This is a genomic window from Spirosoma luteolum, assembly GCF_054778875.1.
Genome location: NZ_BAAGZE010000005.1, coordinates 226,779 through 240,419, shown reverse-complemented (window position 1 = coordinate 240,419; position 13,641 = coordinate 226,779). Strand labels below are relative to the sequence as shown.

The 13,641-nt window shown below is 57.9% G+C and carries 11 protein-coding genes; 6 read left to right on the top strand and 5 right to left on the bottom strand.

All coding sequences use genetic code 11. The features are described 5' to 3' along the window. Position 1: 1 nt before the first annotated feature. From ACYVAC_RS08665 to ACYVAC_RS08655, 3 genes are all read right to left on the bottom strand, one after another. Positions 2–3,142: a SusC/RagA family TonB-linked outer membrane protein gene (locus ACYVAC_RS08665; protein ID WP_461097221.1), complete on the bottom strand. Its 3,141-nt coding sequence runs from the start codon at positions 3,140–3,142 to the stop codon at positions 2–4. 816 nt (positions 3,143–3,958) lie between these two features. Further along, entirely contained in the window at positions 3,959–4,837 is an 879-nt protein-coding gene (locus tag ACYVAC_RS08660) for a bifunctional 5,10-methylenetetrahydrofolate dehydrogenase/5,10-methenyltetrahydrofolate cyclohydrolase (protein ID WP_461097220.1), read from the bottom strand. Positions 4,838–4,913: 76 nt separating this feature from the next. Further along, positions 4,914–5,408, bottom strand: coding sequence for a DUF4385 domain-containing protein (locus tag ACYVAC_RS08655; RefSeq protein WP_461097219.1), 495 nt, complete (start codon positions 5,406–5,408; stop codon positions 4,914–4,916). Positions 5,409–5,674: 266 nt separating this feature from the next. Here ACYVAC_RS08655 and ACYVAC_RS08650 point away from each other — a divergent pair, with 266 nt between their 5' ends. Further along, positions 5,675–5,890: a VF530 family protein gene (locus ACYVAC_RS08650; RefSeq protein WP_461097218.1), complete on the top strand. Its 216-nt coding sequence runs from the start codon at positions 5,675–5,677 to the stop codon at positions 5,888–5,890. Positions 5,891–5,895: 5 nt separating this feature from the next. Here ACYVAC_RS08650 and ACYVAC_RS08645 read toward each other — a convergent pair whose 3' ends face one another. After that, entirely contained in the window at positions 5,896–6,537 is a 642-nt protein-coding gene (locus ACYVAC_RS08645) for a pyridoxamine 5'-phosphate oxidase family protein (RefSeq protein WP_461097217.1), read from the bottom strand. 200 nt (positions 6,538–6,737) lie between these two features. Here ACYVAC_RS08645 and ACYVAC_RS08640 point away from each other — a divergent pair, with 200 nt between their 5' ends. Both ACYVAC_RS08640 and ACYVAC_RS08635 read left to right on the top strand, forming a co-directional pair. Further along, positions 6,738–7,496 carry an SOS response-associated peptidase gene (locus tag ACYVAC_RS08640; protein WP_461097216.1) on the top strand — a complete coding sequence of 253 codons (759 nt, stop codon included), beginning with the start codon at positions 6,738–6,740 and terminating at the stop codon, positions 7,494–7,496. Between the two features lie 153 nt (positions 7,497–7,649). Next, the gene (locus ACYVAC_RS08635) at positions 7,650–10,298 is read left to right on the top strand and encodes a TonB-dependent receptor (RefSeq protein WP_461097215.1); all 2,649 of its coding nucleotides are present in this window, start codon (positions 7,650–7,652) and stop codon (positions 10,296–10,298) included. A gap of 74 nt (positions 10,299–10,372) precedes the next feature. Here the strand turns inward: ACYVAC_RS08635 and ACYVAC_RS08630 are convergent, their stop codons facing one another. After that, positions 10,373–11,308, bottom strand: a complete 936-nt coding sequence (locus ACYVAC_RS08630; protein ID WP_461097214.1) for an ROK family protein — start codon at positions 11,306–11,308, stop codon at positions 10,373–10,375. Between the two features lie 107 nt (positions 11,309–11,415). Here ACYVAC_RS08630 and ACYVAC_RS08625 point away from each other — a divergent pair, with 107 nt between their 5' ends. From ACYVAC_RS08625 to ACYVAC_RS08615, 3 genes are all read left to right on the top strand, one after another. Further along, positions 11,416–11,880, top strand: coding sequence for a redoxin domain-containing protein (locus ACYVAC_RS08625; RefSeq protein ID WP_461097213.1), 465 nt, complete (start codon positions 11,416–11,418; stop codon positions 11,878–11,880). Positions 11,881–11,961: 81 nt separating this feature from the next. After that, entirely contained in the window at positions 11,962–12,753 is a 792-nt protein-coding gene (locus ACYVAC_RS08620) for a class I SAM-dependent methyltransferase (protein WP_461097212.1), read from the top strand. A gap of 196 nt (positions 12,754–12,949) precedes the next feature. After that, positions 12,950–13,543 (top strand): TetR/AcrR family transcriptional regulator, encoded by a 594-nt coding sequence (locus ACYVAC_RS08615; protein ID WP_461097211.1) that lies wholly within the window; start codon positions 12,950–12,952, stop codon positions 13,541–13,543. Positions 13,544–13,641: the final 98 nt, after the last annotated feature.

The window sequence follows — 13,641 nt, the reverse complement described above, 5'->3', positions numbered from 1 at the left end:
ATTAGAAGCCAATGTTTAGACCAGCGGTGAACGAGCGGGTGCGCGGATAGAAGCCGCGGCCATCGATACCGGGCGCCAGGCCTGTATCGTCGACTTCGGGGTCGAGGCCCCGGTATTTGGTAATCGTCAGCAGGTTGCGCCCCGTCAGGTACAGGCGCAGGTTGCGGACCAGGGGCGTGTTGAGCTTGACATTATATCCCAGCGTCACGTTGTCGAGTTTGACGAAACCGCCCGGTTCCAGGTAGTAATCGGAGAATTGCAGGGCGTCGTTGATCTGGTTGTTGCGCGTGATGGCGTCGACCAGCACGTTGTTGGGCAGGTAAATTTTATTGCCGAAAAAGACCTGTTGCAGGTTCAGGATATCATAGCCAAACTTGCCTCGGAAAAACAGCGACAGATCGAGGTTTTTGTACTGGAATCGGTTGGTCCACGATGCATAGACCTTCGGAATCCCGTTGCCGATGTAGGCATAATCGTCGTTAGGCACAATTTTGTCGGCCGTTACGGCTTCGCCGGTGGCTTTGTAGAACAGCCAGCGACCCTCAGGGGTAAAGCCGGCAAACCGCTTGCCGTAGAAACTGCCCAGTGGTCCGCCTTCGATGGTGCGGATGGCGGGCCCCAGGGCGCCGAAGCCCCCGATATCGCCGAAGGTGAGGAACGTGACCTTAAACACATCGTCGGAGAACGACACCAGCTTGTTGGTCTGGGTGCTGCCGGCGAAGTCCATACTCCAGCTGAAGTTCTCTTTTTTCAGCACTGTGCCGCTCAGTGTCAGCTCGATCCCCTTGTTCTGGATAACACCCACGTTGGTAAACAGCGTCGACTGCACAAAGGGCGGCAGTTGGGTGTTGAAACTCCCCAGCAGGTCGGAGGTCCGGCGCTGATACAGGTCGAGGGCCCCCGTCAGGCGGCCGTTGAACAGAGCAAAGTCAACACCAACGTTAACCTCCTGTTTGCGTTCCCAGCGCAGGTTGGGGTTCGGGTTGTTGCTGGGGCCATAGGTTTGCCGCCAGATGCCATCGTCATTGAGATACTGGTTGCCCGTGCTGAGCCGGACCACCGATTGGTAGTTAGGAATGCCCTGGTTGCCTGTCACCCCGTAGCCCACGCGCAGTTTCAGCTCGTTTACAAACGCCAGGTTGCTCATAAACGACTCCTTGCTGATTGTCCAACCGGCCGATACGGCGGGGAAATAGCCGTATTTGTTGTTGGCCCCAAAGCGCGACGAGCCTTCGCGCCGGAGAATGGCCTGCGCCATGTACTTGTCTTTGTAGGCGTAGTTGAGTCGGCCGAAGAACGCAATCAGCGTATTGTCTTCCTTGCCGCTGCTAAGCGACGATTTGCCCAGCTGCAGGAAGTTGCCGGCCCCCAGGTTGTTTTCCTGGAAGATATCGTTTAGAAAGCCGCTGTTGGCCCCCGAGAAATTTTCGGCGACGAAATACTGGTAGGAGTAGCCGGCCAGGGCTTTCAGGCTGTGATCCTGGGCCACGGTACGCTCGTATTCCAGCGTCGATTCGAAGGTCTGGCTGGTCGACAGGTAGTTGTACTTGCGGGCGTAACCCGTTTTTTTGACGGGCGTGCCGTTGAGGGTACCGATATCTGAAAACCGCGACTGGGTCGACCGGTATTCGTTGTCGTTCTGGTTGTCGCGGATGATGGCTCCGAACGCTGAGGCCCGCAAACCGGGAATGGGTTCGAGCGTAAAGCGCACATCGGCCGACGTTGTTTGCTGCGCCCGCTCATTTTTCTCCTGATTCAGCCGGCCCAGCGGGTTGGTGGTCGAGCCTTCTTCGTAGTAGGTTCCGTCGGGGTTGAACACGGGCTGGGTTGGATTGCGGCCCAGCGCGTTTTCGAAATCGCCGGAATTACCGCCCAGCAGGTTGGCCCGGTTGAAATTGGTGGCTAGGTTGACCTGCGCCGTCAGCATGTCGCCAAAGCCGCGCTGGTTGAAACTCAGGCGTCCGCCAAACTGCTTCCGCCAGTTCTGGATGGTAATCGGATCGGCCCCGTTGTAGTACATCGACGCCCGGTAGCTGCCTTTCTCCCCTCCGCCCGACAGGGCCAGGTTGTGGTACTGACTCAGGTTCTGCTTGTTCAGCAGCAGGTCGTAGAAATCCGTTGTCGCCTTCAGGTCCTGCATCTGGCCGGCTTTCTGGTTGGCTGGATCGGCCCGATACGCCCGCCACTGGTCGGCGTTGAGGAAATTTGGCCGTCTGGCCACCGATTCGTGCTGTACGTAGGTCGAATAATCGAAGCGCGCCGGGCCAGCCTTGCCTTTCTTGGTCGTGATCAGAATAACACCAGCGTTGCCCCGCGTGCCGTAAATGGCCGCGGCCGACCCATCTTTCAGCACGTCGAACGAGGCAATATCGTCCTGCTGCAGCAGGTCCAGATTGCCGCCCGGTACACCGTCGATCACGATCAGGGGCGACTGCGTACCGTTGATGGAAACGATACCGCGGAGCTGCACCGCCGGGCTGGAGTTGGGGTTGTTGCCCTGCGTTCGGGTGATCTGGAGGCCGGCTACCTTACCCTGCACCAGATCGAGCGCGTTGCGGGTGCCGCCCTGGTTGAAATCCTCGGTTTTTACGGTGGCCACCGCCGAGGTTACCTCGGCCCGGCGCTGCGTCCCATAGCCCACCACCACCACTTCATTGAGCGACTTCACGTCGGTTTTCAGCGTGATGTCGATGGCCGCCCGGTTGTCGATGGGCACCTCCTGCGTGGTAAAACCAATCGATGATACTACCAGAATACCCCCGCCGTCGGGTACGCTCAGCGTGTAGGCGCCGTTGGCGTCGGTAACGGTACCCGTGTTACTGGTTCCCTTCACCAGCACCGTCGAGCCCGGAATGGGTTTGCCCAGTTCGTCCAGCACCCGGCCTTTGATGGTGACCGGGGGCGGGGCCTGGGCTGTTCGCAACAACGGGTGATGGTCGGGCCGCAGCGCATAAACGGCGCCGGCCGCCGACAGCGGGTGGTTGCCGGTGGGCGGGGGCGTTGTTGGCGCAGCCCCGGCCAGCGTGGGCAGAAAGGCCGTAAGTGAACCGCCAGTGAGGCATAAGCCCAGTACAAACTGGCTGGCCGACCGGCGGGCAACTCGCCGTTGTCGGGCCGCTGAACTGTACAGTGATCGTGGCATTCAGAGGATGGATTGAGTGAAAAAAATTGAGTAAAGGCTACTTGAAGGAGGCTGGCTATAGTCGGTTAGCAGATATGTATCGGCACCGTAGCCTGCCTGACGACCACGGTCGCACAAACAGGTCGCAGGCACGATATCATGGCGTTGAATACGATCAGGCGCTTTTTTATCCTTTTTTAATTTTTTTAATAAAAGGCGGCTAAATCGTTTCTACTGATGGTTTGAGCGCGAAAAAGCGGGCCACCCGGTGAGCTGGTCAGGGCCGTCCGGGTATATCTACCCAACCATCGATGGCCTGTCCGACAAGGCGAAAACAGGATTCTGGTCAGGACGATGCGCCGGTGACAGCGACCTGGCCGGGGCAACCGAACGGTTGGTAAGCTAACACTTGTCGGGATGGAGAGATGGGAATCGAAGGCGCCTGGTAACCAGGTTGGGAGCGGTCTTTTCAGACGATAACGGATGAGCGTTGGGGGCAACACTGTAGTGTGCCGGCGACGCCGTCTACAAATCTGCCCAGCCAGGAAACACGTCTGGTTGCGTATGGGCGGGGGATGGCGTGGAAGCGATGACTATAGTACAGGCGCGTGTCCTGAACCGTCAGCTGATTGTATTTTGCCGGGAGTCCGATCCTGGCCGGGAAGGAACAAGCGGTCGGTATAACTACGGGCGAATATTTTTTTGCCTGACAAGCCCGTCCGGGGCTGTCATCAGCCAACCGGACCAACCGGTTATCAATGGAAATCGGGCGGTCAGGAGCAGCTGATAACTGCGCTGACCGCCCGACTGAGAAAGGGCAGACTGGGCGATGAAAAACTAATACACCTCGCCCCGGGCGGCTTTCAGTGTATTCTGCATAAGCGAGCAGATGGTCATCAGGCCAACGCCACCCGGTACGGGCGTAATGTAACTGGCCCTAGGCGCCACCTCGTCGAATTTCACGTCGCCTTTGAGGGCAAAACCGCTTTTCTTGCTGGCGTCGGGTACGCGCTCCAGACCCACGTCGATCACCACGGCACCTTCTTTGACCATGTCGCCGGTAACGAATTCGGGCTTGCCCAGCGCGGCTACCAGAATATCGGCGGTGCGGCAGATTTCGGCCAGGTTCTGCGTACGCGAATGGGTCAGCGTAACGGTGCAGTTGCCGGGGTAGTCGTTACGCTGCATCAGAATGGACATGGGCAGCCCCACGATCTGGCTGCGCCCGACTACCACGCAGTGCTTGCCGCTGGTTTCGATGTTATAGCGTTTGAGCATTTCGAGCACGCCCTGCGGGGTGGCCGATACGTAGGCCGGCAGCCCTTTGGCCATCCGGCCGATATTGATGGGGTGAAATCCGTCGACGTCTTTGGCGGGCGCAATGGTTTCCATAACCCGGTCGGGATTGATGTGGGGGGGAAGGGGGAGTTGTACAATCAGCCCGTCCATGTCGGGGTTATCGTTGACCTGCCGCACGGCGTCGAGCAGTTCATCTTCCGTAACGGTTGGTTCGAAGCGGATGAGCGTGGAGGTCATGCCGACTTCCTCGCAGTTTTTCATCTTCGACGCGACGTAGGTTTCCGACGCGCCATTGGCACCCACCAGAATGGCGACCAGGTGGGGGATTTTGCCACCCTGCTGGCGAATCTGGGCGACATCGGCCGCAATTTCCTGTTTGATCTGCTGGGAGAGATACTTTCCGTCGAGGAGCTGCATGGAACGAGTTTGTGGTTGTAGTTTGTCGGTTGCGGGGTAGATCAACCCCGGAACCAGCCGCAAAACTACGGAAAGATCAGCCGTACTGCGCCTGCCATGCTTTTTTCAGCCGCTGATAGTCGGCGTCTTCGCGGGCTTTGAGGTACATGCCGTAGAAAATCCGGGCCGACTCGGCTTTGACCGGGTCTTCGGATCGGGGGAGCTGATCGCGGCCATGGGCACCCGACCGCCCTTTCTGATCAGCGGGCACCGGGCCGTCGTATTTCTGGCCGCTGCGGTGATTGGCGTAGCGCCGGGCGCGGGTGTAGCCCATCTGCAGAAACTTGCGGGCCATGTCCATACCGACAAAGTCGCCGTCGGTTTTATACGCGAGAAACAGCTCGTAGATGGCCTCGGCCGAAGCCTGGGCAATAGCGGGCGTTTTAAAACGCCAGTGGGGCAGTATTTCGCCTTTGTAGGGCTGCACGAGCAGTACGCCCTGCTCACCCTTGCCCACCCGGTACAACTCGGGCTGCTGCCGAAAATCGACCGATGTGAAGTCGAGATCATAGTTGAAGCCGCGGTCTGGCATGGTGTGTTGGTTTATAGACAGGATGACAGGATTTGGTGGGTTTTTAAACTTGTTCGATCCCCTAATCCCGTCAATGGTTTTTCTGGACAGGATTATGGGATTGATTAGATTAACAACCCTGTTTCATACCCTAATCCTGTCGATGGTTTTTCTGGACAGGAGTACGGGATTGATTGGATCAATAGCCCTGTTTCATCCTGAAATCCTGTCGATGATAGTTAAAAACTGGCTTTATCCCGTCATCCTGTCGTGTACCTTTGCCGGATATGACGGAGCAACCGAACAACCCGCTTCATGGTAAAACACTGGAAGCTATCCTGACCGAACTGGTAGCGCGCTACGGCTGGGACGAACTGGGCGAACAGATTCCCATCAACTGCTTTCGCAACAATCCGAGTATTAAATCGAGTCTGGCGTTTCTGCGCAAAACGCCCTGGGCCCGCGAACGGGTCGAACGACTGTATGTCTGGAGCGTGCGCTAGCCCGATCAGGGTACCAGCCAGGTCATCTGGCTCACCGGCTCGTACTGAAAACAGGCCCGCGCCTGGCCCGCACGACTCAGGTGCAGGTATTCCATCCGCAACACCCGGCATTCGATCACGGCAAAATTAGGCCGCCCCACTTCGCTCTGCGCCTTATCGGGCAACTCCGACCCCAACTCGACCGGGAAGCCTGGGTAGGGGGTGTCGATGCTGTGGCCGGGCGGGTGCTCCGACAGGTACATTTTACGGCTGCTGAGCGCCAGGGCCTGCCAATGTTCATCGGCAACGTAATCATCGGTATGCAGCCGGGTTTCGATGCCCAGCCGAATCTGAATCTGTTTTTCGGCATCCCAGAACAGCAGTAGCGCATGGGGCGTCGCTTCCAGCTCGAGCACTTTGTCGGCGCGGGCGTCGGTATGAAACCACACGTAACGATGATCGGTGTCGACTTTGCGCAGCACCACTGTGCGGGCGTTGGCGCCCCCGTGGGTGGCAGTGGCCAGTACGGGCGTTCGGAAGCCGTGGTCTGGCGCGTCGACGGCCTCGCTGAGCTGTTGCCAGCACTGTGCCTGTATGTCGGATAGCGACAGGACGCCGGCGGGCTGAGTGGGTTTGGTGTCGGAGACTGGAGTATCTGAAGTGGCCATATGGGTCGGTAATCAAGGGATTCTAACCGGCAGTTCCGGTTTTTGTTCGTCGGCCAGCTGTTGGCAGGACGGTACAATCGAAAAAGGGCGCGTAGCTATAATTTCATAACCCCTTTCGTACACACACAGTTGTCTCCACGGCGCTGTCTGCACCAGCCAATCGGGCTGAACACAGCGTGCCTGTTCTGACCCGCTGTCTTATGTGTTTTCATACGTCACTCAACGTACCCCTTCCCGAGCTCGAAGTGCGCTACCAGGCTACCCTGCCTGGTGCCGAGGGGCTGCTGCCCGTTTATCACGCCAATGCTTACGCCTTTCCGGCCTGGCCGATTCTGACCCGACAACAACCCGATACCCTGCAGTTGATGCATTGGGGCCTGATTCCGTACTGGGTGAAAACGGGCAGCGACGCGACGGACATTCGGTCGCGAACGATCAACGCCCGATCCGAAACGATGTTCGAGAAACCATCCTTCCGGTCGGCCGCCCGTTCGGGGCAGCGCTGTCTGATTCCGGTAACGGGCTTTTTCGAGTGGCATGAAGAAGGGGGTAAGAAATATCCCTTCTTCATCAGCGCCCGTGATCAGCCCATCGTGTCGATTGCCGGTCTGTGGGACGAGTGGATCAAACCCGGTGCCGACCCGTCGGAGCCCGGAGGCACGTTTCGGACCTACACGATGCTGACGACCGACGCCAACGCCCTGCTGGCCGCTATTCACAACACCAAGCAGCGCATGCCCTGCGTGCTCACGGCCGAGGCTGAGCAGGCCTGGCTGCACGACGAGCTGACGGAGGCCGACGCCCTTCGATTGCTGGCAACGCCATACCCCGATGCGCAGCTGCACAGCTACAGCGTCGGCAAACAGATTACATCCAGAACCGAACCGTCCAACGTACCGGCCGTGCTCGAGCGGGTCGATTATCCGGCACTGAGTAATAACGCTCAATTGTTTTCCTGAGTAATGCCGTCCGCTTGTCCAGACAACGGGCCGCTTATGTAATATTCCGGGTTTGGGCTCGGTTTACGTAATCATTGTTCAGGTTCAATTGTCTTTTTCCGGGAGACGTACCGACTTTTGTATTTTCTTTATCGGGCCCGCTGGGCCATTATCATGAACTATTCTTTACCTTTTTTACTGGCAGGCACGCTGCTGGCAACGGCGGCATCGGCTCAGTTTCCGACGCCGGCCCCGCAGCCAGCCACGCCCGCTACCCTGCCTGATGGCGCTACCAGCCGGGGCAACGCGAAACTAACCGGTACCGTGGTCGACTCGACCTCCGGCAAACCCGTCGAATTTGCCAGCATTGCCCTCATCGACCCGCAAACCAAAAAGCCAATCGACGGCACTGTAGCCAATGAGAACGGCCAGTTTACGCTGCCTAAACTGCCGCCGGGCCAGTTTGGGCTGCTCATCTCGTTTGTGGGCTACCGCAACAAAACCGTATCGAGCGTGAAACTCGACCGGCGGGGCGACGTGAACATCGGTACCATCCGGCTGATTCCCGATGTGCGGACACTCTCCGAAGTAAACGTAGTGGGCCAGGCAGCCATCGTTGAGGAGAAAGTCGACCGGATCGTGTACAATGCCGACAAGGATATTACCAACAAGGGGGGCGATGCCAGCGACGTGATGCGCAAGGTGCCGCTGCTGTCGGTCGATCTGGACGGTAACGTAAGTCTGCGGGGCAGCAGCAACGTGCGCGTGCTGATCAACAACAAGCCCAGCACGATCGTGGCCAGCAGTGTGGCCGACGCCCTGAAGCAGATTCCGGCCGATATGATCAAAACGGTCGAAGTCATTACCTCGCCCTCGGCCAAGTACGATGCCGAAGGCTCGGCCGGGATCATCAACATCATTACCAAGAAAACCAGCTTGCAGGGATTCACGCTGAACCTCGATTCGGGGGTGGGGAACCGGGGCGCCAACCTGGGCCTGAACGGCAACCTGCGCACCGGCAAAATGGGCTTCAGCCTGAGCGGGTTCGGACGGGGAAACTACAACGTGAAGGGCGCTTTCGACAATACGCAGCAAACCTTCGGGGCCAACAGCAGCACCACCCGCCAGACGGCCGACAACCGCAATAACGGACTCTTTGGGCAATACACGCTGGGCTGGGACTACGACATCAGCAAGACCAGCGCCCTGACGGCCAGCCTGCGCTACGGGGCCCGCAACAACTACCAGTATCAGGATAATTTTCTGACCCGGACGGTGAGTGCATCGGGCTTCTTCCCCAGCCTGAGCGACCGCAACGTCAAAACCACCGATCTGTCGGGTACGCTCGATGCCAATATCGACTACACCAAGACCTACGCCAAACCCCAGCAGGAGTTCAGCGTATCGGCCCAGTACAGCCGCAACAACCGCACGAACGATTTCACGGCCGATATCATGAACCCGGCCACCAACTTCGAAACAACCCAGTTCCGGCAGCAGAACCTCAACCGCAGCTACAACCAGGAGTCGACCATCCGGGCCGATTACCAGACACCACTGGGTAAAAACCAGCTGCTCGAATTTGGGGGTAAAGGGATTTTCCGGAAGGTCGAAAGCAACTACCAGTACAATTTTGCCAACGGCCCCGATGCCGCCTTCGTGATCGACCCCAACCGGCCGGCCAATACGCTCAACTACGATCAGAATATTGCCGCCACGTACCTGTCGTACACACTGACGACCAAAAATAAATACACGATCAAGGCCGGTACGCGCTACGAGTACACAACGATCCGTGCCTTCTACGATCAGTCGCAGTCGGGCGAGCAGGCCGGTAAAGACCTGGGTATCCCATCGTATGGTAATCTGGTGCCGAGCATCAACATCTCCAAAACGCTGAAGGGCGGCAAAACCATCAAGCTGGCTTACAACCGCCGGCTGCAGCGCCCCGGTATCCAGTTTCTGAACCCCAACCCCAACTCGTCGAACCCGCTCAATATCGTACAGGGTAACCCCCTGCTGTCGCCCGAGCTGACGGATAACCTCGAACTGGGCAGCAGCACGTACATCAAATCGGTGTACATCAACGCAACCCTGTTTGCCCGGCGTACCAACAACTCGATCACCAGCGTGCGTGACTTCGATACGACGGCTACCGGCACCGTAACGAGTCCGGCGCTGGCCCAGGCCCTGCGCACCACCTACCTGAACATCGGACGCGAAGCGGCCTACGGAATCAACCTGTTTGGTAATGCCACGCTGTTTTCGAAATGGCAGATCGGGGGCGGCTTCGACGCGTTCTACGCCGACCTGACCAACAACAGTTCGAACCTGATCTACCGGGCGTCGAATTCGGGCTTCGTCGTGTCGGGCCGGATTTTTACCAACCTGACGCTTAAAAACGGCTGGGGTGTGCAGGGCTTTGGCTTCATGCGCGGCCGGCAGGTGCAGCTGCAGGGTTATTCGGGCGGCTTCGGCTTTTACAGCATTGGCGTGAAGAAAGACATGAAAGACAAGCGCGGCAGCTTCGGCATTGCGGGCGAAAACTTTTTCAATCACCCCTTCACCATCCGCTCGGCATCGGAGTCGGCCCTGTTCTCGCAACAGAGCGTTACGAGTCTGTACAATGCCGGCGTCCGGGTCAACTTCAGCTACAAGTTCGGTAAGCTCAGCTTCGATCAGCCCCAGCGGCAGCGCGGCAAATCGGGCAACGACGACCTCAAAGACGAAGGCGGCTCCGACAATGGTGGCGCGGCAGCGCCCGCAGCTCCGGCCGGCGGGGCCGGTGGTGGTCGCCCAGGCGGGGGCCGGCCCCGGTCATAGCGTTACGCACCAGTCAAAAAAAAGGGGAGCCCTAACGGAGGCTCCCCTTTTTTTTGGGTTATGGTACATACTCGTTACAGCATGGCTCCGCCAAAAACGCCGGCGCTGTCGCCCAGCTTGGGCTTCAGGAATTTGGTGTTCAGCTCCCCATTGTTAAAAACGTATTTCCGGACCCGCTCCACGCCCTCGGTGTAGAGCAGGTCGACGTTGCCGACGCCCCCGCCCAGCACAATCGCGTCGGGGTCGAAAATGTTGATAATGACCGACATGGCTTTGCCGAAGTACTCAAGCATGCGGTTGACAGTCTGGCTCGCAAACAGGTCTTCGCCCGCCTGGTAGCGTTCCATGATTTCCTTCATCGTCCGGGCTTCCCCGCTGATCTGGTGGTAGTAGCGCTGGAGCGCTGGTCCCGAAATCACCTGCTCAACGCAGCCACGTTTGCCGCAGTAGCAGGGGTAGCCGTTTTCTTCGAGCAGGTTGTGGCCCCACTCGCCGGCAATGCCCTGCAGGCCGTTAAGCACGACAGGCTGGCCATCGCGCCCTTTCACCACGACACCACCACCGACGCCAGTTCCCATAATCACCCCAAAGACTGTCTGGTAGTTGGGCACCACGTCGGGTACGATACCCAGGGTGGTTTCGGCCAGTACGAAGCAGTTGGCGTCGTTGGCAACCTCGACCGGCACACCCAGCAGCCGGGCCAGATCCTGTTTCATGGGCTTGCCGTTGAGGGCCGTGGTGTTGCAGTTTTTCATGGTCTGCCGCACCGGGTCGAAGGCACCGGGTGTGGCAAACCCGATGCGCTCGGGCGTCAGACCGGTTTCGGCCTTCAGCTGGTTTATAAGTTTCTGAATTTGACTCAGAATATGGTCGTAGCCTTTGCTGGCTTCGGTATCGATACGCTGACGGATCAGCACATCCTTGGGAGAGGGAAGCGACCCGGAGCTGGCCTGCAGCACAACACCTTCGATCTTGGTGCCTCCCAAATCAACGCCCCAGTACGATTGCATAGTTTGGAAAAGAGTTATACGGACCACGAAGTACGATTTTATTGCGCAATGAACGTACTTTTGTGATCGGAAATAATCCATTTTTTACCGCCACCACATTATAACCTATGTTATCGATCGGACAGAAAGCACCTGCTTTCACACTATTCAACACCGAAAAGCAACCGGTTTCGCTCAGCAGCTTCAGCGGGCAGAACCTGGTCATTCTCTTTTTCCCGCTGGCCTTTACCAGTGTCTGCACGGCTCAGCTTTGCCGCGCCCGCGACAACATGAACATGTACACCAAGCTCAACGCGAAGGTGGTGGGCATTTCGGTCGATTCACCCTTTGCGCTCGAGCGTTTCCGCGAAGAACAGGGGCTGTCGTTTGATCTGCTGTCTGACTTCAACAAGGGCGTGTCGAAAGCCTATGACTGTCTTTACGATACCTTTGTGTTGGGTATGGAGGGGGTTAGCAAGCGGGCTGCGTTTGTGGTCGATGGCGAAGGCATTATCCGCCATGCCGAAGTACTCGAGAACGCCGGTATGATGCCCGATTTCAAGGCGCTGGACGACGCGCTCAAAGCCATCTGATTATCGGTGATCGATGATGCATAACAGGCCTGCGCGGCTGCTGCGACTCAGGCAGCGGTGGCGCAGGCCGTCTTTTTTTATATGTGGTACACCCAATTTTTTCATGGCCTGCCCCAGGTAGCCTGGAAAGCAGCTCAGTCGGACGAGCAGACCCAGCTTGAACTCGAACTACTGGTCGACACGCTCTCGTTTGGCCCCGACGATCGGCTGCTGGATATTTTCTGTGGCTATGGCCGGCATGCCCTGCCACTGGCCCGCATGGGGGCTCAGGTAACGGGTGTCGATATCGCGGCCGATTATGCGGCCGAACTGCGGTCGGCCGCCGAAGCCGGGCACCTGCCGGTTACGGTAGTCGAAGGCGATTTATTGACTCTGCCGCTGGCAGCCATCGACCCGGCGGGCGACCGGTTCGATGCGGCCTATTGCCTGGGCAACAGCTTCAGCTTTTTCCCCCGTAACGACCTGAGGCTGTTTCTTAAGCGGCTCGCAGACTTGCTGCGGCCGGGGGCGCGGCTGCTGGTGCATTCAGAAATGATTGCCGAGTCGGTGCTGCCCGATTATCAGGATCGCAACTGGCAGCCGATCGACCTGCCCGATGGAACTACCCTCCGGTTTATGGTCGACAATACCTACCACCCGCTCGAGGGTCGAATCGAGTCGCAGCTCACGTATGTGCACCGGCACGAAACCCAGACCCGAACGGCGCAGCATTATGTGTACACGCTGGCCGAACTGGTAGCCCTGCTGGCCGAAGCCGAATTGCCGGTGGTGGCCGTGTATGGCACTGAACTGGGCGACGATTATGCGGTTGGCGATGCGGGGGCCTGGCTGCTGGCCGAACGGGCTGATAACGAACAGGTGGAACAGGGATAGATTCGGCGTAGACGTGGCACTTACTGATCGGAAGAGAGTGACTTAGTAGCGGTCAATCCGTCTTTCAGGAGAAAAAGTTGTCTTTTTTTTAACTTTTTCCCGGCATCTGCAACCAGATGTAGTTCATCTGCTGCTAAATACGTAGTTTTCAGGCACCTTAAACGTGTTCAACCCTGAACGCCCCACTCTGACTTGTATGGAAACCTTGGAACGTAAGCCGCGATCGCGTGAGCAAATTCGTTCGGGCATTATACAAACGGCTAAAACCATTGCCCGACGCGATGGCTGGCAGGCTGTATCGATCCGAAAAATTGCCGATGCGATCGAGTACAGCGCCCCCGTGGTCTACGAATACTTCGACGGCCGCGATGTGCTGCTGAGTACGATTCGGGACGAAGGGTTTGCGCAGCTCAACGAACAGTATCACCGCATCATGAAGCTCTACCGTGATCCGGAAAAACGCTTGTTCGAGATATCACTGATTCAGTGGGCCTTTGCCCGGCAGGAGCCCGAGGTGTATCAGGTGATGTATAACATGGAAGGGGCCTACTGTGCGCTGCCCGTGTACCAGTCCGAAGCCCTGCAAAGCCTGAGCGATACGGTCTGCGAGATCATTACGTCGTTTATTCCCAAGTCGAAAGAAAGCATTCGCCGGCTGTACTACCAGTGGTGGGCGCTGTCGCACGGTATGATCTCGCTGGGCATGATGCTGCAGGAAGAACAACCTATCGATCAGTCGGAACAAACCTACCGCGAGTCGATGCGTCGGTTCGTTCGGGAGCTGCGCTGAAACCCAGCCCCGCATTGACTCACTTTTTTGAACACTTGACCGGTACAGCCGGTAGTAAGCAGCAGCCGGGCAGGTTTGACCGGCTGCTGCTTATTTTT

Bases quoted from the DNA above. Each gene is read 5' to 3' on its own strand.
- ACYVAC_RS08665 (WP_461097221.1), bottom strand. From the start codon at position 3,142: ATGCCACGATCACTGTACAGTTCAGCGGCCCGACAACGGCGAGTTGCC.
- ACYVAC_RS08660 (WP_461097220.1), bottom strand. From the start codon at position 4,837: ATGCAGCTCCTCGACGGAAAGTATCTCTCCCAGCAGATCAAACAGGAA.
- ACYVAC_RS08655 (WP_461097219.1), bottom strand. From the start codon at position 5,408: ATGCCAGACCGCGGCTTCAACTATGATCTCGACTTCACATCGGTCGAT.
- ACYVAC_RS08650 (WP_461097218.1), top strand. From the start codon at position 5,675: ATGACGGAGCAACCGAACAACCCGCTTCATGGTAAAACACTGGAAGCT.
- ACYVAC_RS08645 (WP_461097217.1), bottom strand. From the start codon at position 6,537: ATGGCCACTTCAGATACTCCAGTCTCCGACACCAAACCCACTCAGCCC.
- ACYVAC_RS08640 (WP_461097216.1), top strand. From the start codon at position 6,738: ATGTGTTTTCATACGTCACTCAACGTACCCCTTCCCGAGCTCGAAGTG.
- ACYVAC_RS08635 (WP_461097215.1), top strand. From the start codon at position 7,650: ATGAACTATTCTTTACCTTTTTTACTGGCAGGCACGCTGCTGGCAACG.
- ACYVAC_RS08630 (WP_461097214.1), bottom strand. From the start codon at position 11,308: ATGCAATCGTACTGGGGCGTTGATTTGGGAGGCACCAAGATCGAAGGT.
- ACYVAC_RS08625 (WP_461097213.1), top strand. From the start codon at position 11,416: ATGTTATCGATCGGACAGAAAGCACCTGCTTTCACACTATTCAACACC.
- ACYVAC_RS08620 (WP_461097212.1), top strand. From the start codon at position 11,962: ATGTGGTACACCCAATTTTTTCATGGCCTGCCCCAGGTAGCCTGGAAA.
- ACYVAC_RS08615 (WP_461097211.1), top strand. From the start codon at position 12,950: ATGGAAACCTTGGAACGTAAGCCGCGATCGCGTGAGCAAATTCGTTCG.